The organism is Streptomyces sp. NPDC005263 (assembly GCF_042872365.1).
Taxonomy (GTDB): domain Bacteria; phylum Actinomycetota; class Actinomycetes; order Streptomycetales; family Streptomycetaceae; genus Streptomyces.
In genome coordinates this window covers 497742-520212 of the sequence record NZ_JBIAKJ010000002.1, presented here as the reverse complement: position 1 = coordinate 520212, position 22471 = coordinate 497742, and the positions used below count along the sequence as shown (strand labels likewise).

The window sequence follows — 22471 nt, the reverse complement described above, 5'->3', positions numbered from 1 at the left end:
CCTCCGGGGGTTGAGCGGGATTGATCTCGTGGGGCATCGTATCGTCGCCGGGTGCGGGTGGTCTGTGGCTGGTCGCGCCGTTCCCCGCGCCCCTTTAGGTGGGCAGACTCGGCGGTGTTTTAGCCGGGCTGTTCTCCAATGCCTCCAATGCCAGCCTCACCGCCTCGTCGAGCTGCACATCGCGCCCGGCCGCGTAGTCCTGGGGGCGTTGTACGACCTCGATGTCGGGGTCGACGCCGTGGTTCTCCACGCCCCATTCGTAGTTCTCCAGCCAGAACGCGTACTTCGGCTGGGTGATGAGCGTGCCGTCGACCAGGCGGTAGCGGCTGTCGATCCCGATCACGCCGCCCCAGGTGCGGGTACCGACCACGGGCCCGATGCCCAGCGCCTTGATCGCCGCGTTGACGATGTCCCCGTCGGAGCCGGAGAACTCGTTGGCGACGGCGACGATCGGCCCGCGGGGCGCGTCCTGCGGGTAGCTGTACGGCCGCATCCCGCGCGGCACCGCCCAGCCGACGATCCGCCGGGCAAGTTTCTCGACGACGAGTTGGGAGGTGTGCCCTCCCCGGTTGTCACGGACGTCGACGACCAGGCCCTCGCGGGCGACCTCGACCCGCAGGTCGCGGTGGATCTGGGCCCAGCCGGGCGCCTGCATGTCGGGGACGTGCAGGTATCCGAGGCGGCCGGCGGACTTCTCGTGCACGTACGCCCGCCGGTCCGCGACCCACGCCTGGTACCGCAGGGGTTCCTCGTCGGCGACCGGGACGACGACCGCGTGCCGTACCTCGCCGCCGCCGGACGGCGAGATGGTCAGCTCGACCGGCTGGCCCGCCGTACCGACGAGGAGCGGGCCGGGCCCGGTCACCGGGTCGACCGGGACGCCCCCCACCGCGACGATCGCGTCCCCCGCGCGCACCGCGACGCCGGGCGCGGCGAGCGGGGAGCGGGCGCCGGGATCGGAGGTCTCGGTCGGCAGGATGCGGTCGATGCGCCACCGCGCCGACCCGTCGGGGCCGTCCTGGTGACGGGAGATGTCCGCGCCCAGCAGCCCCTGGCGGGGCCCGCCGCCGTGGCCGCCGCGCGGCATGACGTAGGCGTGCGAGGTGCCGAGTTCGCCCTGGACCTCCCAGAGCAGGTCGACCAGGTCGTCATGGGTGGCGACCCGGTCCAGGACGGGGCGGTAGCGGTCGAGGACGCCGGCCCAGTCGACGCCGCTCATGTCCGCGCGCCAGAAGTGGTCCCGCATGACCCGGCCGGTCTCGTCGTACATCTGCCGCCACTCGGCGGACGGGTCGACGAGTTGCCGGATCCGGGTGAGGTCGACGGTGATGTTGGTGTCGCTGTCGTCGTCGTTGGAGGCGCGCCGGTCGCTGGGGACGACCTTCAGGCGATCGCCCGTCCAGAGCAGGACCCGCTTGCCGTCGCCGCTGACCGCGAAGTGGTCGACGTCGGCGGCGAGATGCTCGATGCGCTGCTGGGCGAGGTCGTAGCGCTCCAGCTCGGTGTGCGGGTCCGGGTCGTCGGGGGTGGCCCGGGAGGAGCCGAGCACTCCGCGTACCGGGTGCCGCAGCCACAGCAGCCCGTCTTTCGCGGCCCGCAGGTTGGAGTAGCGGGCCGCCTCGACGGGGAACGGCACGATCCGGTCGGCCAGGCCCTCCAGGTCGATCCGGGTGGCCGGGGTGCCCTCGCTCTCCGGGGTCTCGTCCTTGTCCGGGGCCTCGAAGGGGCGGCCGTGCCGCTGCGGGCCGAACGGCGAGGGCGTGGTCGCCGCCAGGGTGATCAGGTGCGGGCGGTCACCGACCACGAAGGCCAGGTCGAAGACGTGCTCGTCGTAGACCGGGTCGAAGGAGCGGTTGGACAGGAAGGCGAGGTGTCTGCCGTCGAGGGTGAAGGCCGGGGAGTAGTCCTGGAAGCGCAGCGGGGTCGCCTCGGTGACCGACAGGTCGGTGGTGTTGGCGAGCCGCAGCTGACGCAGCGGGCGCGGGCCGGGGTGCGACCAGGCGAGCCAGCTGGAGTCGGGTGAGAAGACCAGGCCGGAGACGTCCCCGTCCTCGCTGCGGTCGACCTCGCGGACCTCGCCGGTCTCCCGCTCGACGAGCAGCACACGTCCGTCGTGGGCGGCGACGGCGGCCCGGCTGCCGTCGGGTGCCATCGCGAGCCCGAGGACGCGGCCGAGCTGTCCGGCGGCGAGACGGCGGGGGGTCGCGCCGGGGGCGAGGCCGGTGGCGGGCGCGAACTCCAGGGCGTCGTCGCCCTCCGCGTCCGTCACCCACACCACCCATTCCTCGCCGTCCGCGCGGAAGGTGCGCGGCAGCCGGGCCCGTACGCCGGGCTCGGCGGCGAGCGCGCGGGTGGGGCCGGAGCGGTGGGTGACCCAGTGCACGGCACCGCGGACGCCGATCGCGCTGCCGCGGGCGGTGTGGTCGGGGGCGCCGGAGCCGAACCAGCGGGCGGCGTTCACCTGGAACGGCTGCCGGTCGACGCGCTGACCGCCGAGGCGGATGTCGAGCCGACGCGGTTCGGCGCCGTCGAGGTCGTCGAGGATCCACAGCTCCCCGGCACTGGCGTACACGACCCGGTTGCCGTCGCCGGCCGCGTGCCGGGCGTAGAAGCCGTCGAGAGGAGAGTGCCGTCGCAGGTCGGAGCCGTCGGGGAGGGAGGAGTACAGCGCGCCGACGCCCTCGTGGTCGGACAGGAAGGCGATCCGCTCCCCCGCCCACACCGGGTACTCGAGGTTCCCGTCCAGCTCTTCGTGCAGCCGTACGAACTCGCCGTCGCCGTCCCGGTCGATCCACAGCTTGCCCGCCGTGCCGCCCCGGTAGCGCTTCCACCAGGCCGCCTCGCGTCCCATGGGTGAGGACACCACGACCGTGCCCGAATCCCCGTGGGCGACGTCGCCGACGAGGCCGTACGGCAGTCGGGCGGCCGGTCCGCCGTCGAGCGGGACGGCGTGCGCCCACTTGCGGCGCAGGTTCGCCTGGCCGTGTGTGGTGACCGCGAGGACCTGGCCGTCGGGGGTCCAGCCGCGTACCTGGGTCTGCCAACTGCCCCAGTGGGTGAGGCGCTTGCCGGGGCCGCCGTCGACCGGGGCGATGTGCACCTCGGGGGCGCCGTCGCGGGTGCTGGTCCAGGCGACGGTGGTGCCGTCGGGGGAGATCCTGGGGTGGGTCACCGGCACGTTGTCGGCGCTCACCCGCCAGGCCCGGCCGCCGTCGAGCGGGGCGAGCCACACGTCGTCCTCGGCGGTGAAGGCGACCGACTCGCCGTGCAGATGCGGATACCGGAAGTACGCGGGAGACGGCGACGTCGCTGGCTGTGTCACCCGATCACCCTATGCACGCACGTCGCCCGAGACCAGGGGTTTCGATCACTTGGCCAACCGCCGGGGCCGGAAGATCACTTGCCCTCGACGGGTCGGCAGGAGGGGTCGACCTGGCACCAGACGGTCCTGGTGACGGTCACCGTGACGGTGGGCCCGGGCTGCCCGGGCCGGTTGACGGGCGGGGTGGTCTTCGACTCGCAGTTGCCGAGCCCGTTGACGTGGAACCACTGCCTGCCGTCGATCTTGGCGGTCAGGTCCCCGCGCACACAGGCGCCGCTGACGGCACGCGTGATGCTGCCGGTGACGGTGATGTCCTTGCCGTCGTCCGTCTCGCCCTTGCAGTCGACGGAGGCGACGGTGTGCTCGCTCGCGCTCGGGCTCGGGCTCGCCCCGTCGTCGTACGAGGCCGTGCAGTTCAGCCACCGTACGTCGGCCTTCTGCCGCTCCAGCTCGGCCGTCACGGTCTGATCCGTCGTGTAGGCCACGGTCGCGGTGTTCAGCCCGCCCGGCTCACAGGCCACGGCTCCGCCCACGGCGACCATCGCGAGCCCCGCCACGGCCACCACCCGCTGTCCGCGTGGCCGACGCCAAGTCCGTCTCAACGCCCCCATGAAGGGCAGCCTGCCACCGTCCGGCCCACGACGGTAGAGCGCATACGGCCACTCACGCGCCCCGGAGCGCGGGCCCCGTCAGACGCGCAGCAGCAGCCACTCCTGAAGCTCCACCAGGTTGCCCTCGGGGTCCTTGAGGTGGGCGACGCGCATCCGGTCAGTCATGGGGGCCGGGCCGTGCAGCAGGCAGGCCCCGCGCCCGGTGACCTGCTCGCAGTAGGCGTCGAGGTCGTCGACGCGCAGGACGACCAGGGAGCGGTGACCGGCGGCCGGTTCGCCGAGTTCGCCGAGGATCTCGGCCATCATGGCGCGGTCCTGGAGGGCGATACCGGCCGCGCCGGTGGCGGCGCTGAACTTCTCGTACGGCCCGTCCGCCGCCCCCGACTGGGGCTTCAGGCCGAGGACCTCGTCGTAGAAGCGGTAGCAGGCGGCGAAGTCGGAGACGAGGAGCCGTACCTGTGCGAGTTCCACCGTGTTCCCCTTGTCGGTCAGGGTCGGTCAGGGTCGTTCAGGACCATCGGCCGGTGCGGCCGAGGAGCAGCGCGGTCGCGGCCGTGCCCGCGGTCGAGGTACGCAGCACGGTACGGCCCAGCCGGTACGCCTTGGCGCCCGCCTCGGCGAAGAGCGCCAACTCCTCAGGGGTGACGCCTCCTTCGGGGCCGACGACCAGCACGATCTCGCCGTCGGCGGGGAGTTCGGCGGTTGCCAGCGCCGCACTGGCGTAGACGCGGTCCTCGTGCAGGACGGCGGCGAAGTCGGCCTCGGCGAGAAGTGCCGCGACCTGCTTGGTCGTCGCCGCTTCCGCGACCTCGGGGAAGCGGACCCGGCGGGACTGCTTGCCGGCCTCGCGGGCGGTGGCACGCCACTTGGCGAGCGCCTTCGCACCGCGGTCGCCCTTCCACTGCGTGATGCACCGGGACGCGGCCCACGGCACGATCGCGTCGACACCGGTCTCGGTCATCGTCTCGACGGCCAACTCGCCCCGGTCGCCCTTGGGCAGCGCCTGGACGACGGTGATGCGCGGCTGCTCCTGCGGCTCCTCCAGGACGCTCTCCAGGCCGCAGACGACCAGCCGGTCCTTGCCCTCCGCGGCCTTGACGACACCCTCGATCCAGCGCCCGCGCCCGTCCGTGAGGACGACGTCCTCGCCGGGCCGCAGACGCTTCACGGAGACGGCGTGCCGTCCCTCCGGGCCGTCGAGGACGAGCTCCCCGCCGCAGAAGTCAGGGAGTTCGAGCGGGTCGACCACGAAGACCGGCGCGGTCATCAGACGTCACCCGTGGGCGGGCAGGACGACAACGCCGTCTTCGCGGCGGCCAGTTCGGCCACCAGCACCTCGACCAGCTGCCCCGCGGGCAGTTCGCGGGCCATCCGGTGGCCCTGTCCCGCCCACAGCGCCATGCCCTGCGCGTCGCCCGCCTTGGCGGCCGCCTTGCGCAGCGGCGAGGTGAGGTGGTGGATCTCCGGGTAGGCGGCGGGCGCGTACGGGCCGTGCTCGCGCAGGAAGCGGTTGACCAGGCCGCGGGCCGGTCGGCCGGAGAAGGCGCGGGTCAGCTCCGTGCGGACGAACAGGGGGTTGGTCAGCGCGTGCTTGTGGACGGCGTTCGCGCCGGACTCGGCGGTGGCGAGGAACGCCGTGCCGAGCTGGGCCGCGGACGCGCCCGCGGCGAGTACGGCGGCGATCTGGCTGCCGCGCATGATGCCGCCGGCGGCGACGATCGGGATCCGTACCGTCTCGCGGATCTGGGCGACCAGCGACAGCAGCCCGATGCCCGAGCCGTCGGTCTCGGGGATGTCCCGGTGGGTGCCCTGGTGGCCGCCCGCCTCCACGCCCTGCGCGATCACCGCGTCGGCGCCGGCCCGTTCCACGGCGAGGGCCTCCTCGGCGGTGGTCGCGGTGACGAGGGTGAGGGTGCCGGCCCGGCGCAGCGAGTCCAGGACGTCCGGCTGGGGGACGCCGAAGTGGAAGGAGACCACGGGTACCGGATTGTCGAGCAGCACCGCGAGTTTGGCTTCGTAGCCGTCGTCGCGGCCGCTGTCCTTGTCGCCGAGCTCAGTCTCGTACCAGGCGGCCTCGCCGGCCAGCTGGTGCGTGTAGACGTCGACCGCGGCGGGGTCCGCGTACTCCGGCTGCGGCAGGAAGAGGTTCACTCCGAACGGGCGGGTGGTGAGGCTCCGCAGCTGCTTGATCTCCTGGTACAGGCCGTCGGCCGTCTTGTACCCGGCAGCGAGGAACCCGAGCCCGCCGGCCTCGCACACGGCGGCGGCGAGCGTCGGTACGGAGACGCCGCCCGCCATGGGGGCCTGCACGATCGGGTACGGGAAGAGATCGGTCAGTGCGGAGGACATGACGGCATGTTGTCACGTCCTCCGAACAAGTCCGAATCCGGCCTTCCGCCCGGCACGGGCCGCCGGTGACTCCGAACGGCAGGGCCCCAAGCGGTGCCCCAAGGGCCCCTCAGAGGTGCCCTTGACGCCCTTCGGACCCTGCCCGGTGGCGGGCCGCCTCAGCGACCGTTGAACGCGTCCTTCAGCCGGGAGAACAACCCCTGCTGCCCCGGCTGGAACTGGCCCTGCGGCCGCTCCTCGCCCCTCAGCTTGGCGAGCTCGCGCAGCAGCCGTTCCTGTTCGGGGTCGAGCTTGGACGGGGTCTGCACCTCGACGTGCACGATCAGGTCGCCGCGACCGCCGCCGCGCAGGTGCGTGACACCGCGGGCGTGCAGCGGGATCGACTGGCCGGACTGGGTGCCGGGCCGGATGTCGACCTCCTCCAGACCGTCCAGTGTCTCCAGCGGGACCTTGGTGCCCAGGGAGGCCGCGGTCATCGGGAGGGTGACCGTGCAGTGCAGGTCGTCGCCCCGGCGCTGGAACTGCGAGTGCGGCAGCTCGTGGATCTCGACGTAGAGGTCACCGGCGGGACCGCCGCCGGGCCCGACCTCGCCCTCGCCCGCGAGCTGGATCCGGGTGCCGTTGTCGACACCGGCGGGGATCTTGACCGTCAGCGTGCGACGGGAGCGCACCCGGCCGTCACCGGCGCACTCCGGGCACGGCGTCGGGACGACCGTGCCGAAGCCCTGACACTGCGGGCAGGGCCGCGAGGTCATGACCTGGCCGAGGAAGGACCGCGTCACCTGCGACACCTCACCGCGGCCGCGGCACATGTCACACGTCTGCGCGGTCGTGCCCGGCGCCGCGCCCTCACCACTGCAGGTGGTGCAGACGATCGCCGTGTCGACCTGGATGTCCTTCGTGGTGCCGAAGGCGGCCTCGTCCAGCTCGATCTCCAGCCGGATCATCGCGTCCTGGCCGCGCCGGGTCCGCGAGCGCGGGCCGCGCTGCGACGCCGTGCCGAAGAACGCGTCCATGATGTCCGAGAAGTTGCCGAAGCCGCCGGCTCCGAAACCGCCCGCGCCGCCGCCGCCCGCCTGCGAGAGCGGGTCGCCGCCGAGGTCGTAGACCTGCTTCTTCTGCGGGTCCGACAGCACCTCGTAAGCGGCGTTGATCTCCTTGAACCGCTCCTGGGTCTTCGGATCGGGGTTGACGTCCGGGTGCAGCTCGCGTGCGAGCCGCCGGAAGGCCTTCTTGATCTCGTCCTGCGACGCGTCGCGGCGCACGCCTAGAACGGCGTAGTAGTCCGTGGCCACTTACGACTCCGCCAGGATCTGTCCGACGTACCGTGCCACTGCGCGTACCGCTCCCATCGTTCCCGGGTAATCCATGCGGGTCGGTCCGACCACGCCGAGCTTGGCGACTGCCTCGCCGCCCGAACCGTAACCGACCGAGACCACAGAAGTAGAGTTGAGTCCCTCATAGGCGTTCTCATGACCGATCCGTACGGTCATGCCCGAATCCCCTGCCTCGCCCAGCAACTTGAGAAGCACGACCTGCTCCTCCAGCGCCTCCAGGACGGGCCGGATCGTGAGGGGAAAGTCATGTCCGAAGCGGGTCAGATTGGCGGTGCCGCCGATCATCAGCCGCTCCTCGTTCTCCTCGACGAGCGTCTCCAGGAGGGTGGAGAGCACCGTCGCGACCGTGCCGCGGTCCTCGATGTCGAAGGCCTCCGGCAGGTCTTCCACCAGCTGCGGGACGTCGGTGAAACGACGGCCCGCGATCCGGCTGTTGAGCCGCGCCCGCAGATCCGCGAGCGGACTCTCGCCGAACGGTGCCGGGCAGTCGACCATCCGCTGTTCGACCCGCCCGGTGTCCGTGATCAGCACGAGCATCACGCGCGCGGGGGCGAGTGACAGCAGCTCGACGTGGCGCACGGTCGAACGGGTCAGCGAGGGGTACTGCACGACGGCGACCTGCCGGGTCAGCTGCGCGAGCAGCCGCACGGTCCGCGCCACGACGTCGTCGAGGTCGACGGCGCCGTCGAGGAAGTTCTGGATGGCGCGCCGCTCGGGCCCGGTCATCGGCTTGACGCCGGCCAGCTTGTCGACGAACAGCCGGTACCCCTTGTCGGTGGGGATCCGCCCGGCGCTGGTGTGCGGCTGGGCGATGAACCCCTCGTCCTCCAGGGCGGCCATGTCGTTGCGGACCGTCGCCGGGGAGACGCCGAGGTTGTGCCGCTCGGTGAGCGCCTTGGACCCGACGGGCTCCTCGGTACCGACGTAGTCCTGGACGATGGCGCGCAGCACCTGGAGCCTGCGTTCACTCAGCATCCGCGCTCACCTCCAGAAGTCGTCCCCCAGTCCCCTGGGTGCCTGGCCTGGCACTCGTCATATCCGAGTGCCAGCGTTCCCCGGCCCAGTGTACGGCCGTGGGGTACGCCCCGGGCAAGGCCGGTCCCACGAGGCCGTGCCCCGGCGTGCCGCTCCGGCTAGCGTCGCGGTATGAGCGTGACTTGGGAAGAGCTGGGATGGGAGCGGGTTTCGGCCGGGGTCGGGCGCTGTCGGCTGCCCGGCTGGGACTGCACGGTGGGGCTGGTCGTCGGCGAGGGCCGGGCCCTCGTGATCGACGCCGGGTCGAGTCTGCAGGAGGGTGCGCGGCTGCGGGCGGCGGCGGAGGAGCTCGCCGGTCATCGTGTGACTCATCTCGCGCTCACCCACCCCCACTTCGATCACGTCTTCGGCACCGCGGCGTTCGCGGGGGCGGAGGTGTTCGGCGCGGTGGGCATCGACACGGTGCTCGGCGGGCGGGCCGCGCGGGAGGAGCTGCGGACGGACGCGGTGCGCAACGGTCTGGCTCAGGCCCTGGCGGACGAGGCGGTCGACGCCCTGGTGGTGCCGCGGCACCGGGTCTCCGGCGAGTGGACCCTCGATCTGGGGGGCGGTCGGCAGGTCCTGCTGGCGAACGTGGGGCCCGGCCACAGCGCCCACGACCTCGCCGTCCTGGTGCCGGGCTCGCCCGAGGTGGTCTTCTGCGGCGACCTGGTCGAGGAGTCCGGCGAGCCCCAGGCGGGCCCGGACGCCGTACCGTCACGCTGGCCGGCCGCGCTGGACCGGCTGCTGGAGCTGGGCGGCGAGGACGCGCGGTACGTGCCCGGTCACGGAGCGGTCGTGGACGCGGGGTTCGTACGGGCCCAGCGGGACGCGCTGGCGGAGCGCTTCGGCGTGTCGCGGTGACCTGTACGGCCGGGCGGCCCGGTCTTCTCCTATCGTCATCCGAATGCGCCAGTACTCTCCGGACCTGACCCCGCCGTGGAAGAAGCCCCAGCCCGCACCGGAGGTCCCGGCGGAGCCCGGCCTGGTGGTCGAGGAACCGGGGTCGGGTTTCTGCGGTGCGGTGATCCGCTGCGAGGCGGGCACGGTCACCCTGGAGGACCGCTTCGGCAAGCACCGGGTCTTCCCGATGGAGCCCCGGGGCTTCCTCCTGGAGGGCCGGGTGGTCACCCTGGTCCGGCCGACCGGGCAGGCTCCGGTACGTCCCTCCCGTACCGCGTCCGGTTCGGTCGCCGTCCCCGCAGCACGCGCCCGCGTGGCCCGCGCCGGGCGCATCTATGTCGAGGGCCGGCACGACGCCGAGCTGGTCGAGAAGGTCTGGGGCGACGACCTGCGCGTCGAGGGCGTGGTCGTCGAATACCTGGAGGGCGTGGACGACCTCCCGTCCATCGTGGCGGACTTCGCGCCGGGCCCCGACGCCCGTCTGGGCATCCTGGTGGACCATCTGGTCCCCGGCACCAAGGAGTGGCGCATCGCCCAGGCGGTGACCAGCGAGCACGCCCTAGTGGTGGGCCACCCGTACATCGACATCTGGGAAGCGGTGAAGCCGTCGTCCCTGGGAATCCCCGGCTGGCCCCGCGTACCACGCGGCCAGGACTGGAAGACCGGGGTGTGCCGGTCCCTGGGCTGGCCGGAGAACACGGGCGCGGTGTGGCAGGCGATCCTGAAGCGGGTGGGGTCCTACCGGGACCTGGAGCCGGAACTGCTCGGGCGCGTGGAGGAACTGATCGACTTCGTCACGGCCCCGGGTGAGGACTGAGCGGCCTCGGCCGTGCGGCGCGCTTTTCAGCCCGTCCGGGCCCTTCCAGCCCGTCCGGCGTTTGAGGACGAGGCCCCTTCAGGGCCGAACCGGGGGTCTGGGGGCGGCAGCCCCCAGGGACGGGACGGGCAGGGGCGGCGGGGGCGAGAAAACCTGACCCCGCCCTCCCCCGGCGACCCCACCCTCAGTCCACCAGATCCCGCACCACCGCATCCGCCAACAACCGCCCCCGCAACGTCAGCACCGCCCGCCCCGCGCCATACGGCCCCTCCTCGAGAAGCCCATCCCCCAGTGCCCGGCGCGACGCCTCGAGCCCAGCCGCACGCAGCAGATCCAGCGGCACCCCCTCCACCAGCCGCAGCTCCAGCAGAACCCGCTCCACCCGCCGGTCCTCCTGAGACAGCAGCTCGCGCCCGGCCCCCGGCGACCGCCCCGCCGCCAACGCCCCCGCGTACGCCCCCGGGTGCTTGACGTTCCACCAGCGCACACCGCCCACATGGCTGTGCGCGCCCGGACCCGCGCCCCACCAGTCGGCGCCGCGCCAATACAGCTCGTTGTGACGGCAGCGGCCCGCCTCCGAGGTGGCCCAGTTGGAGACCTCGTACCAGTCGAAGCCCGCCGCCGACAGGGTCTCCTCCGCGATCAGATAGCGGTCGGCGTGGACGTCGTCGTCGGTCATCGGGACCTCGCCCCGGCGGATCCGGCGCGCGAGCTGAGTGCCCTCCTCGACGATCAGCGCGTACGCCGAGACGTGGTCGGGGCCGGCGCCGAGGGCCGCCGCCAGGGAGGCCCGCCAGTCGTCGTCGGACTCGCCCGGGGTGCCGTAGATCAGGTCGAGGTTCACATGCTCGAAGCCAGCCGCGCGGGCCTCGGCGACGCAGGCCTCCGGGCGGCCCGGTGTGTGCGTGCGGTCCAGGACCTTCAGTACGTGCTGACGCGCGCTCTGCATACCGAAGGAGATCCGGTTGAAGCCGCCTTCCCGGAGGGTCGCCAGATAGCTCGGGTCGACCGACTCCGGGTTCGCCTCCGTGGTGATCTCCGCGTCGGCCGCGAGACCGAACTCGTCGCGGATCGCGCCCAGCATCCGCACCAGGTCGTCCGCGGCCAGCAGCGTGGGCGTACCACCGCCGACGAAGACCGTGCGGACCTCGCGCGGGTCGTCGCCGAGGACCTTGCGGGCCAGCCGGATCTCGTCGGTCAGGGTGTCCGCGTAGTTGTCGCGGGAGGCGAGGACGCCGCCGGTGCCGCGCAGCTCGGTCGCCGTGTACGTGTTGAAGTCGCAGTAGCCGCAGCGGGTCGCGCAGTACGGGACGTGCAGATAGAACCCGAGGGGACGGTCGGCCGCCCCGGCGAGCGCGGACGCGGGCAGCGCGCCGTCGTCGGGCACGGGCTCGCCGTCGGGGAGTGCGGAAGGCATGTCCCCCATTGTCCCGCACCGGAGGGAGTACCCACTCCCTCCTCCAGACCGGCACGGCCCCTACCTCCCTACCTCCCTGCTTGCCTACTCCGCCTGCAGGACCAGCAACGCCAGATCGTCCTCCGGCGGACGCGGTCCGAACTCGTGGACCAGCCGCGTGATGCGCTCCGCGATCTGCTCCGCGTCGAGCCCCGTGCATCCGGCCAGCGCCTCCGCCAGCCCGTCCTCGTCGTCGAACTGGCGTGAGCCGCTGCGCCGCTCGGTCACCCCGTCCGTCACGCACAGCAGGCTGTCACCGGACCGCAGCTCGAAGGTCTCGCTGGTGTACGTGGCGTCCTCGATGACCCCGAGGAGGGTCTGCGGACGCGCGGCCGTGCGGACCTCGCCGCCCGCGCCGAGCAGCAGCGGCAGCGGGTGTCCGGCGGAGGCGAGGGTGCAGCGCACTCCGCCCCGGAACGGGGCCAGCTCGCCGTAGAGCAGGGACAGGAACCGGGTCTGCGGGCCGTCGCCGGGACCGGGCGGCCGGCCCCCCGCCGAGGCCAGCGCGCGGGCCGCCGCGTCCGCGGCCTCCGTCGCGTCGTCGAGGAGCAGCTGGTTGAGCCGGTCCAGGACGTCGGCCACCCGGTAGCCCTCCCGGGCCAGCAGCCGCAGCCAGGGACGCGCGAGGCCGATGACCACGGCGGCTTCGGGCCCCTTGCCCTGGACATCCCCGACGGCGAAGCACCAGCGTCCGTCGCCGGCCGGGAAGAGGTCGTAGAAGTCGCCGCTGGGCCCGCCCTTGTCGCACGGCTCGTACACCAGGGCGCTGCGCATCCCCGGTATCTCGGCGACCGAGCCGGGCAGCAGGCCGCGCTGCAACACGGCGCTGATGGTGGCCTGCCGGGCGTACTGGCGGGCCGCGCCGACGGCGAGGGCGACGCGGCGGCTGAGGTCCTCGACGAGCCCGGTGATCTCGTCGGGGAAGCTCAGCAGTCCGGCCCGGCCGATGGCCAGGGTGCCGAGCGGACGGCCGCCCGCGGTCAGGCGGTAGGCGAGCGCGGAGCCGTCCGGCCCGAGCGCCTGGGCGGGCCAGGGGAAGGGGACGGGGCCGGAGCGGGCCGGGTCGGGCGGTTGCGGCGGTTCCTTCTCCAGGGCCTGCCGGAGCTCCTCGATCCGGTTCTCGCTGCCGTGCCACACCCGGGCCAGCTGCGGCCCGGCGCCCGCGGTGCCGTCGGCCGTCCAGCCGGCCCGGGCGGTGACCTCGTCCTCCAGCCACACCGCGCACCAGTCGGCCAGTCGCGGCACGATCAGCTGTCCGGCGAGCGCGGCCACCAGGTTCTCGTCGAGCTGCCCGGCGAGCAGGTCGGAGGCCTCGGCGAGGAAGGACAGCGCGCCCCCGCCCAGCCAGTCCCGTTCCCGCTCGGTGCGCTGCGGGTCGGGGGCGAGTATCCCGGCGACATGCAGTCCGCGCTCCCCCGCGTACGGGGCGCTCTCCTCGCCGGACGGGGCGGCGTGCGCGGGCAGCCGCGCCCACACCGTCTTGGCGCCCGTGCGGTAGGTGACGCCCCAGGACTCGGCGAGCGCGGCCACCAGCCGCAGCCCGCGGCCGTGCTCCGGTGTCTCGTACGACGGCTCGGCGTCCCGTGGGGCGCGCGAGGGGTGGCGGTCCAGGACCTCGACGACGAGGGCGCCCGTCTCGGCCTCCAGCCGGCAGGTGACCTCGACGTCGGTGCCGGCGTGCACCACGGCGTTGGTGACGAGTTCGCTGACGACGACCACCGCGTCGCCGGCCTGCTGGTCGCTGAGGTGCTCGGTACCCGGCAGCTCACCCTCGCCCCATTCGGTGAGCGCGGCGCGTAACAGCGCGCGGGCGGCACCCGGGGCGAGCGGGCTGCCGGGCAGGGTGGCGTGTGCCTGTGGCGTCTGGGCGCGTGCGGGCGTGCGGCCGGTGGCCGGAGACGCGTCCATGGCCGGAGTCGCGTCGGTCGCGGGAGACGCGTCCATGGTCGGAGTCGAGTCGCCGGCCGGTTGCGCTTCGGTGCGCGAAGGCGCGTCGGTGGCCGGATGCGCCCCGGCGCGCGGGGGCGCATCAGTGGCCGGTTGTGCCTCGGCGCGCGGGGGCGCGTCGGGGCGCCCGCGCGGGGGCGCGTCGGGGCGCCCGCGTGGGGGCGCTACGGCGTGCCGAGGTTCCTCGGCACGCGGGTACGTGCCCCTGGGCACAGGCGCGTCAGAGGCGCGGGAAACGGTCTCCCGGTGCGTCGGAATGGCCCCCATGGGCAGCTCCCCGAACGGTTCGGACGAATACACCTCAGTCGATGCGGACAGAGTGACAGACTGACCACGCCCATAAGCGCCGAGTTACCGAAGTGGGCCGCCATGAGTGAGAACAGTGCTACGCGTGTGCTCGACAACGGACACGAAGATGGCCGGATTCGAGCATCGGATCTGCGCCCGCTGCTCGCCGCGATGACCGCGGCCCGGGACGGGGACTTCGCCAAGGTGCCGGAGTCGGGGCCCGGCCCGGTGGCCGAGCTGACCGCCCTCTTCAACCAGATCATGGACCGCAGCACCCACTTCAACACCGAAGTGCAGCGCGTGAAACGGGAGTTGGTCCGGCACGGCCGACTCGACGAACGGCTCGGCGCGAGCCCGGGCCAGGGTTCCTGGACCTCCCGGGTCAACGACGTCAACCAGATACTCGACGCCCTGGTGGCCCCGGCGGCGAACGCGGCCCGGGTGCTGGACGCGGTGGCCGGCGGCGACCTGACCCAGCGGGTCGATCTGCACGACGGCAGCAGGCAGTTGCGCGGCGACCTGCGCCGGCTGGGTCAGGCCGTGAACAAGATGGTGGACCAGCTCTCCCTGTTCACCGGCGAGGTGACCCGGGTCGCCCGCGAGGTCGGCACCGAGGGACGGCTCGGCGGCCGGGCCAAGGTGACGGGTCTGTCCGGCAGTTGGCGGGATGTGACCGAGGCGGTCAACACGATGGCGTCCCGGCTGACGGCCCAGGTCCGCGACATCGCGCTGGTGACCACGGCGGTGGCCCGCGGCGACCTGACCCGCACGGTCACCGTCGAGGCGACGGGTGAGCTGCTCGAACTGAAGCTGACCGTGAACACGATGGTCGACCAGCTCTCCGCCTTCGCCGACGAGGTCACCCGGGTCGCCCGCGAGGTCGGCACCGAGGGGCAGCTGGGCGGCCGGGCCCAGGTGCGGGGCGTGTCCGGCGTCTGGAAGGACCTCACCGACAACGTCAACTTCATGGCGTCGAACCTGACATCCCAGGTCCGCAACATCGCCCAGGTCACCACCGCCGTCGCCAACGGCGACCTGAGCCAGAAGATCACGGTCGACGCGCAGGGCGAGATCCTGGAGCTGAAGTCGACGATCAACACGATGGTCGACCAGCTCTCCGCCTTCGCCGACGAGGTCACCCGCGTCGCCCGCGAGGTCGGCACCGAAGGAAACCTCGGCGGCCGGGCCCAGGTGAGAGGCGTGTCCGGCGTCTGGAAGGACCTCACCGACAACGTCAACTACATGGCCGACAACCTGACGTCCCAGGTCCGCAACATCGCCCTGGTGTCGACCGCCGTCGCGCAGGGCGACCTCGGCAAGAAGATCACGGTGGAGGCGAAGGGCGAGATCCTGGAGCTGAAGTCGACGATCAACACGATGGTCGACCAGCTCTCCGCCTTCGCCGACGAGGTCACCCGCGTCGCCCGCGAAGTCGGCACCGAAGGAAACCTCGGCGGTCAGGCCCAGGTGAGAGGCGTATCCGGCGTCTGGAAGGACCTCACCGACAACGTCAACTCGATGGCCGTGAACCTGACCTCGCAGGTCCGCAACATCGCCCAGGTCACCACCGCCGTCGCCAACGGCGACCTCTCCAAGACGATCACCGTCGACGCCCGCGGCGAGATCCTCGAACTGAAGGACACCGTCAACACGATGGTGGAGCAGCTACGGGCCTTCGCCGACGAGGTGACCCGGGTGGCCCGCGAGGTCGGCACCGACGGCCGGCTCGGCGGTCGCGCCCAGGTGCTGGGCGTCTCGGGCGTCTGGCGGGACCTGACCGACAACGTCAACTACATGGCGGACAACCTGACCTCGCAGGTCCGCAACATCGCCCAGGTGGCGACCGCCGTCGCACAGGGCGACCTGTCGAAGAAGATCGACGTGGACGCCCGCGGCGAGATCCTCGAACTGAAGACCACCATCAACACGATGGTCGACACCCTGTCCTCCTTCTCCTCCGAGGTCACCCGGGTCGCCCGCGAGGTCGGCTCCGAGGGCCAACTCGGCGGACAGGCCCGGGTGGAGGGCGTCTACGGCACCTGGAAGCGCCTCACGACCAACGTGAACGAACTCGCGCTGAACCTCACCACCCAGGTCCGCGCGATCGCCGAGGTGGCCTCCGCGGTGGCCCAGGGCGACATGTCGCGCTCGATCACCGTGGAGACGCAGGGCGAGGTCACCGAGCTCAAGGACAACATCAACCTGATGGTGGCCAACCTCCGCGAGACGACCCGGGCGAAGGACTGGCTGGAGTCCAACCTGGCCCGCCTGGCCGCGCTGATGCAGGGGCACCGGGACCTGATGGAGGTCGCCGACCTGATCCTGCGTGAACTGACCCCGCTGGTGAACGCCCAGTACGGGGCGTTCTTCCTGGCCGACCCGGACGAGGACGGCACCTCACTGCGCACCACCGTGCCCGCGAAGGGGCTGGCGTTCATCGCCGGGTACGGGGCCGCCCAGGAGGCCACCGTGGAGACCGGCGGGCTCCCCGTGCACGGCCTGGTCCGCCAGGCGGCCCGGGAGAAGAAACGGATCCTGGTGGAGGAGGCACCGCCGGACTACATCAAGATCAACAGCGGGCTCGGGGAAGCCGCCCCGACGAGCGTGGTCATCATCCCGATCCTCTTCGAGGACAAACTGCTCGGCGTGATCGAGCTGGCCTCCTTCTCCCGCTTCTCCGACGTGCACCTGGCGTTCTTCGACCAGTTCGTGAACACCATCGGCGTCGCCATCAACACGATCATCGCCAACTCCCGTACCGAGTCCCTGCTCGGCGAGTCCCAGCGGCTGGCCAGGCAGCTCCAGGAGCGCTCGGACGAACTGCAGGAACAGCAGGCGGAGTTGCGGCGCTCGAACGCCGAACTGGAGGAGAAGGCGGCCCTGCTGGCCACGTCCTCCCAGTACAAGTCGGAGTTCCTGGCGAACATGTCGCACGAGCTGCGCACGCCACTGAACTCGCTGCTGATCCTGGCCCGGCTGCTCTCCGACAACCCGGACGGCCATCTCTCCGACCAGGAAGTGCAGTTCGCGACGACGATCCACCGCTCGGGTTCGGACCTCCTCCAGCTGATCAACGACATCCTCGACCTCTCGAAGATCGAGGCGGGCCGGATGGACGTACGGCCCAAACGGCTCCCGCTCATCAAGCTGCTGGACTACGTCCACGCGACCTTCCGCCCGCTCACCATCGACCGGGGGCTCGCCTTCGAGGTGGCGGTCGGCGAGGACGTACCACGCGAGATGTACTCCGACGAGCAGCGTCTCCAGCAGATCCTGCGCAACCTGCTCTCCAACGCGATCAAGTTCACCGCGACGGGCCGGGTCGAGCTGCGCGTGAACCGGGTGAAGGACCCCGAGCACCGCTATCTCCAGGGCAGCGACGAGGTGATCGCCTTCGCGGTGTCCGACACCGGCATCGGCATCGCCGCCGAGAAACTCCCGGTGATCTTCGAGGCGTTCCAGCAGGCCGACGGCACGACCAACCGCAAGTACGGGGGCACCGGCCTCGGGCTGTCCATCAGCCGCGAGATCGCGGGCCTCCTTGGCGGCCGTATCGTCGCCGAGAGCGAACCCGGTCAGGGGTCCACCTTCACGCTGTACGTCCCGGTCGTCAGCCCCGGCCACCCGGCGACCGGCCCGGTGCCCGAGGACCGTACGCCGCCGGTGTCGCTGGAAGTGCCGACCGAGCCCTACGCCGCCGTTCACGACGCGGACGACTCCTGGCCCGCGCCCACCAAGCTGGAGGCGTGGAAGTGGGGGCGGGCCGGTCAGGTCCTGCCCGGACGCCGGGTGCTGATCGTCGACGACGACATCCGCAACGTCTTCGCCCTCACCCATGTCCTGGGCCGGGTCGGCATGCCGGTCCTGTACGCGGAGAACGGCCGCGAGGGCATCGAGACACTGGAGCGCAACCCGGACGTCGAACTCGTCCTGATGGACATCATGATGCCGGAGATGGACGGCTACGAGACCATCGCCGCCATCCGCCGCGCCCCGCGCTGGGCGGGCCTGCCCATCGTCGCCCTCACCGCGAAGGTGATGCCGGGAGACCGTGAGAAGTCCATCGCCCGGGGCGCCAACGACTACGTACCGAAGCCGGTGGACGTCGATCAGCTGCTGACCGTCGTGTGCGCGCTCCTGGACCCCGAGAGCGTGGACGAGGCGCGGCCCGCCGACGCCGGGGAGACCGCGGTCGCGCACCCGGACGACTGACCGAGTGGGCGCGGGGCCCAGCTCCATGGGGCTGGGCCGCGTCGGTGCGCGGCCCCTCCCCTCCTCCGAGGCCCTACGCCTCCCGCGTGCCCGCGTACATCTCGTCGATCAGGTGCTTGTACTCCCGCTCGACGACCGGCCGCTTCAGCTTCAGGCTCGGCGTGATCTCCCCGTGCTCCACATCGAGATCCCTGGGCAGCAGCCGGAACTTCTTGATCGTCTGCCACCGCTGGAGCCCCGCGTTGAGCTCCTTCACGTATCCCTCGACCATCGAGACCGTCGCCGGCGCGGCGACCACGTCCGCGTACGACTTGCCCTCCAGCCCGTTCTCCTTCGCCCAGTCGAGGATCGAGACCTCGTCAAGGGCGATGAGCGCCGTGCAGAAGTTCCGGTCGGCCCCGTGCACCAGGATGTTGGACACGTACGGGCACACCGCCTTGAACTGCCCCTCGACCTCCGCGGGCGCGATGTACTTGCCGCCGGACGTCTTGATGAGGTCCTTCTTGCGGTCGGTGATCTTCAGGTACCCGTCGGGCGACAGTTCGCCGATGTCACCGGTGTGGAACCAGCCGTCCGACTCCAGCACCTCGACGGTCTTCTCGGGCAGCCCGTGGTAGCCCTCCATGATGCCCGGCCCGCGCAGCAGGATCTCGCCGTCGTCCGCGATGCGCACCTCCGTGCCGGGCAGCGGCTTGCCGACCGTGCCGGTGCGGTACGCCTCGCCGGGGTTCACGAAGGAGGCCGCGGAGGACTCGGTGAGCCCGTAGCCCTCCAGAATGTGGATGCCCGCGCCGGCGAAGAAGTAGCCGATCTCGGGCGCCAGGGCAGCGCTGCCCGACACGCACGCCCGCAGGTTCCCGCCGAACGCCTCTCGGATCTTCGCGAAGACGAGCGCGTCGGCGACCTTGTGCTTGGCTCCGAGTCCGAAGGAAACGGACGGCGATCCGGTGCGCCGGTAGTTGTCCTGCGCGGCCTTGGCGTACTCACGGGCGACCTCGGAGGCCCACTGGAAGATCTTGTACTTGGCGCCGCCGCCCGCCCGGGCCTTCGCGGCGATCCCGTTGTAGACCTTCTCGAAGATGCGCGGCACGGCCGCCATGTACGTCGGCTGCACGACCGGCAGATTCTCGATGATCTTGTCGACCCGGCCGTCGACGGCGGTGACGTGCCCGACCTCGATCTGGCCGGAGGTGAGCACCTTGCCGAAGACGTGCGCCAGCGGCAGCCACAGGTACTGCACGTCCTCGGCGCTGATCAGCCCGGTCGCGGCGATCGCCTTCGCCATGTACGCCCAGTTGTCGTGCGGCAGGCGCACGCCCTTGGGGCGGCCGGTGGTTCCGGAGGTGTAGATGAGGGTGGCGAGCTGGTCCTTGGTGATCGCCCCGACCCGCTCCTTGATCAGGTCGGGGTCCTTCTCCAGCCGGGCGGCGCCGCGCTTCTCCAGCTCGTCGAGGGTGAGGATCCAGTCGGCGGTCTCGACTCCGGCGGGATCGATGACGACCACATGGGTGAGGTCGGGCAGCTCGGCCCGCTTCTCGACCGCCTTGGCGAGCTGGGCGGCGTTCTCGGCGATCAGCACCCGGCTGTCGGAGTCGGACAGGATGAACGCGGACTCGTCGGCGTTGGTCTGCGGGTAGACGGTGGTCGTGGCGGCGCCGGCGCACATGATGCCGAGGTCGACCAGGATCCACTCGAACCGGGTGGAGGAGGCGAGCGCCACGCGCTGCTCGGGCTGGACGCCCAGCTCGATCAGACCGGCCGCGACCGCGTAGACCCGCTCGGCGGCCTGCGCCCAGCTCAGCGACTTCCACTCGTCCGGGCCCTCACCGGAGGCAGGGGGTACCGGATAGCGGTACGCCTCGGCGTCCGGGGTGGCCGCCACGCGCTCCAGGAAGAGGTTCGCCACGCTCGGCGGTCGGTTCTCGATCAGGGTCTGTGTGTCGCTCACGACATCCTCCGGGGCCCGCGACAGCGCGGCTGGCTCAGTGCGGCTGGGGTCATTGCGGCTTGGGTCTTTGCGGCGGGGCTTGCGGCTGTTCTCATCCGCGAGCCGTTGTTTAACTCGCGAGTAACCATCGAGCAGAGATCAGGGTAAGGCGCGACCGGCCGGTGCGTAAGGGGCGACGGCCTGTCACTTCCTACAGAGAGCGACGCTACGCACGCGTAGGGGCCCACCGCGGTGACACGCGGCAGGCCCCTGTTCTCGGGGTGAACGAGGGCTACTTCTTGCCCTTGCCGGAACCCGCGCTGTCGTCGCTGGACAGTACGGCGATGAAGGCCTCCTGCGGAACCTCCACCGAACCCACCATCTTCATCCGCTTCTTGCCTTCCTTCTGCTTCTCCAGCAGCTTCCGCTTACGGGAGATGTCACCGCCGTAGCACTTGGCGAGGACGTCCTTGCGGATGGCGCGGATGGTCTCGCGGGCGATGACCCGGGAGCCGATGGCGGCCTGGATGGGGATCTCGAAGGCCTGGCGCGGGATCAGCTCGCGCAGCTTGGCGACGAGCCGTACGCCGTACGCGTACGCGGCGTCCTTGTGGGTGACGGCGGAGAACGCGTCGACACGGTCGCCGTGCAGCAGGATGTCGACCTTCACCAGCTGGGCGTCCTGCTCGCCGGTGGGCTCGTAGTCCAGGGAGGCGTAACCGCGGGTCTTGGACTTCAGGTTGTCGAAGAAGTCGAAGACGATCTCGGCGAGGGGAAGCGTGTAGCGGATCTCCACGCGGTCCTCGGAGAGGTAGTCCATGCCGAGGAGGGTGCCGCGACGGGTCTGGCAGAGCTCCATGATCGACCCGATGAACTCGCTGGGAGCGAGGATCGTCGCCCTCACGACCGGCTCGAAGACCTTGTCGATCTTGCCCTCGGGGAACTCGCTCGGGTTGGTGACCGTGTGCTCCTTCCCGTCCTCCATGATCACGCGGTAGACCACGTTGGGCGCGGTGGCGATGAGTTCGAGGTTGAACTCGCGCTCCAGGCGCTCACGGATGACGTCGAGGTGCAGCAGACCGAGGAAGCCGACGCGGAAGCCGAAGCCGAGGGCCGCGGAGGTCTCCGGCTCGTAGACCAGGGCGGCATCGTTGAGCTGGAGCTTGTCCAGCGCCTCGCGCAGGTCGGGGTACTCCGAACCGTCCAGCGGGTAGAGGCCGGAGAAGACCATCGGCTTGGGGTCCTTGTACCCGCCGAGGGGCTCGGTGGCGCCCTTCTCCTTGCTGGTGATGGTGTCGCCGACCTTGGACTGACGGACGTCCTTCACGCCGGTGATGATGTAGCCCACCTCACCGACGCCGATGCCGTCGGCGGGTGTCATCTCGGGGGACGAGACGCCGATCTCGAGGAGCTCGTGGGTGGCGCCGGTCGACATCATCTTGATGCGCTCGCGCTTGTTGAGCTGGCCGTCGATGACGCGGACGTAGGTGACCACGCCCCGGTAGGAGTCGTAGACCGAGTCGAAGATCATCGCGCGGGCGGGGGCGTCCTTGACGCCGACCGGGGCCGGGACGTCGCGGACCACCCGGTCAAGGAGCGCGTCCACGCCCAGGCCGGTCTTCGCCGAGACCTTGAGCACGTCCTCCGGCTGGCAGCCGATGAGGTTGGCGAGCTCCTCGGAGAACTTCTCCGGCTGGGCGGCCGGCAGGTCGATCTTGTTCAGTACGGGGATGATCTTGAGGTCGTTCTCCATCGCCAGGTAGAGGTTGGCGAGGGTCTGGGCCTCGATGCCCTGGGCGGCGTCGACGAGGAGCACGGTGCCCTCGCAGGCCGCGAGCGACCGCGAGACCTCGTAGGTGAAGTCGACGTGCCCCGGGGTGTCGATCATGTTGAGGATGTGCGTGTTCTTCTCGTCATGGGTGGGAGCCCACGGCAGACGCACGGCCTGTGACTTGATCGTGATTCCGCGCTCACGCTCGATATCCATGCGGTCGAGGTACTGAGCACGCATCTGCCGTTGCTCGACCACACCGGTCAGCTGGAGCATCCGGTCGGCGAGCGTGGACTTGCCGTGGTCGATGTGCGCGATGATGCAGAAGTTGCGGATCTGAGCCGGGGCGGTACGGCTCGGCTCGGGCACATGGCTAGGGATCGCGGGCACGCAGGGTCCTGATTCTTGAGGCGTCCGCAGTGTCTGCGGTCTCGGGTCGGATCGATACGTAGCCTCCATGGTCCCACGGGCCGGGCGATGCGATCGGTTTGGGCCACTCGGAGGGCCACTGGTACTC

At 71.4% G+C, this 22471-nt stretch carries 14 protein-coding genes; 3 read left to right on the top strand and 11 right to left on the bottom strand.

The features are described from left to right. Positions 1-94: 94 nt before the first annotated feature. The 7 genes from ACFYRY_RS09605 to hrcA all read right to left on the bottom strand — a co-directional run bounded on the left by ACFYRY_RS09605 (position 95) and on the right by hrcA (position 8594). Complete coding sequence (locus ACFYRY_RS09605) at positions 95-3322, bottom strand: S41 family peptidase (RefSeq protein ID WP_389141918.1); 3228 nt, start codon at positions 3320-3322, stop codon at positions 95-97. 74 nt (positions 3323-3396) lie between these two features. Next, positions 3397-3933: a hypothetical protein gene (locus ACFYRY_RS09600; RefSeq protein WP_389141916.1), complete on the bottom strand. Its 537-nt coding sequence runs from the start codon at positions 3931-3933 to the stop codon at positions 3397-3399. A gap of 78 nt (positions 3934-4011) precedes the next feature. After that, a complete protein-coding gene (locus ACFYRY_RS09595; RefSeq protein ID WP_389141914.1) occupies positions 4012-4404 on the bottom strand; it encodes a VOC family protein in 393 nt (130 codons plus the stop codon). Between the two features lie 37 nt (positions 4405-4441). Further along, entirely contained in the window at positions 4442-5200 is a 759-nt protein-coding gene (locus ACFYRY_RS09590) for a 16S rRNA (uracil(1498)-N(3))-methyltransferase (RefSeq protein ID WP_389141912.1), read from the bottom strand. After that, positions 5200-6282: a nitronate monooxygenase gene (locus ACFYRY_RS09585; protein WP_389141910.1), complete on the bottom strand. Its 1083-nt coding sequence runs from the start codon at positions 6280-6282 to the stop codon at positions 5200-5202. Before ACFYRY_RS09585 ends, ACFYRY_RS09590 begins: the two co-directional genes overlap by 1 nt. A 158-nt stretch (positions 6283-6440) precedes the next feature. Continuing rightward, the gene (gene dnaJ, locus ACFYRY_RS09580; RefSeq protein WP_356769726.1) at positions 6441-7577 is read right to left on the bottom strand and encodes a molecular chaperone DnaJ; all 1137 of its coding nucleotides are present in this window, start codon (positions 7575-7577) and stop codon (positions 6441-6443) included. After that, entirely contained in the window at positions 7578-8594 is a 1017-nt protein-coding gene (gene hrcA / locus ACFYRY_RS09575; protein ID WP_389141908.1) for a heat-inducible transcriptional repressor HrcA, read from the bottom strand. It lies immediately after the preceding gene. A gap of 171 nt (positions 8595-8765) precedes the next feature. On the opposite strand from hrcA, the gene ACFYRY_RS09570 reads away from it, so the two are divergent. After that, positions 8766-9497: an MBL fold metallo-hydrolase gene (locus ACFYRY_RS09570; protein ID WP_389141906.1), complete on the top strand. Its 732-nt coding sequence runs from the start codon at positions 8766-8768 to the stop codon at positions 9495-9497. 43 nt (positions 9498-9540) lie between these two features. Continuing rightward, on the top strand, positions 9541-10353 hold the full coding sequence (locus ACFYRY_RS09565) for a DUF3097 domain-containing protein (RefSeq protein ID WP_389141904.1): 813 nt from the start codon (positions 9541-9543) through the stop codon (positions 10351-10353). Between the two features lie 184 nt (positions 10354-10537). On the opposite strand, the gene hemW is transcribed toward ACFYRY_RS09565, so the two are convergent. Both hemW and ACFYRY_RS09555 read right to left on the bottom strand, forming a co-directional pair. Continuing rightward, on the bottom strand, positions 10538-11770 hold the full coding sequence (hemW, locus tag ACFYRY_RS09560; protein WP_389141902.1) for a radical SAM family heme chaperone HemW: 1233 nt from the start codon (positions 11768-11770) through the stop codon (positions 10538-10540). Positions 11771-11854: 84 nt separating this feature from the next. Further along, positions 11855-14056 carry a SpoIIE family protein phosphatase gene (locus ACFYRY_RS09555; RefSeq protein WP_389141900.1) on the bottom strand — a complete coding sequence of 734 codons (2202 nt, stop codon included), beginning with the start codon at positions 14054-14056 and terminating at the stop codon, positions 11855-11857. 69 nt (positions 14057-14125) lie between these two features. On the opposite strand from ACFYRY_RS09555, the gene ACFYRY_RS09550 reads away from it, so the two are divergent. Continuing rightward, positions 14126-18256, top strand: a complete 4131-nt coding sequence (locus tag ACFYRY_RS09550) for a HAMP domain-containing protein (RefSeq protein WP_389141898.1) — start codon at positions 14126-14128, stop codon at positions 18254-18256. A gap of 73 nt (positions 18257-18329) precedes the next feature. On the opposite strand, the gene ACFYRY_RS09545 is transcribed toward ACFYRY_RS09550, so the two are convergent. Next, positions 18330-20204, bottom strand: coding sequence for an AMP-dependent synthetase/ligase (locus tag ACFYRY_RS09545; protein ID WP_389141896.1), 1875 nt, complete (start codon positions 20202-20204; stop codon positions 18330-18332). Between the two features lie 271 nt (positions 20205-20475). Beyond that, entirely contained in the window at positions 20476-22344 is a 1869-nt protein-coding gene (lepA, locus tag ACFYRY_RS09540; RefSeq protein ID WP_389141894.1) for a translation elongation factor 4, read from the bottom strand. Positions 22345-22471: the final 127 nt, after the last annotated feature.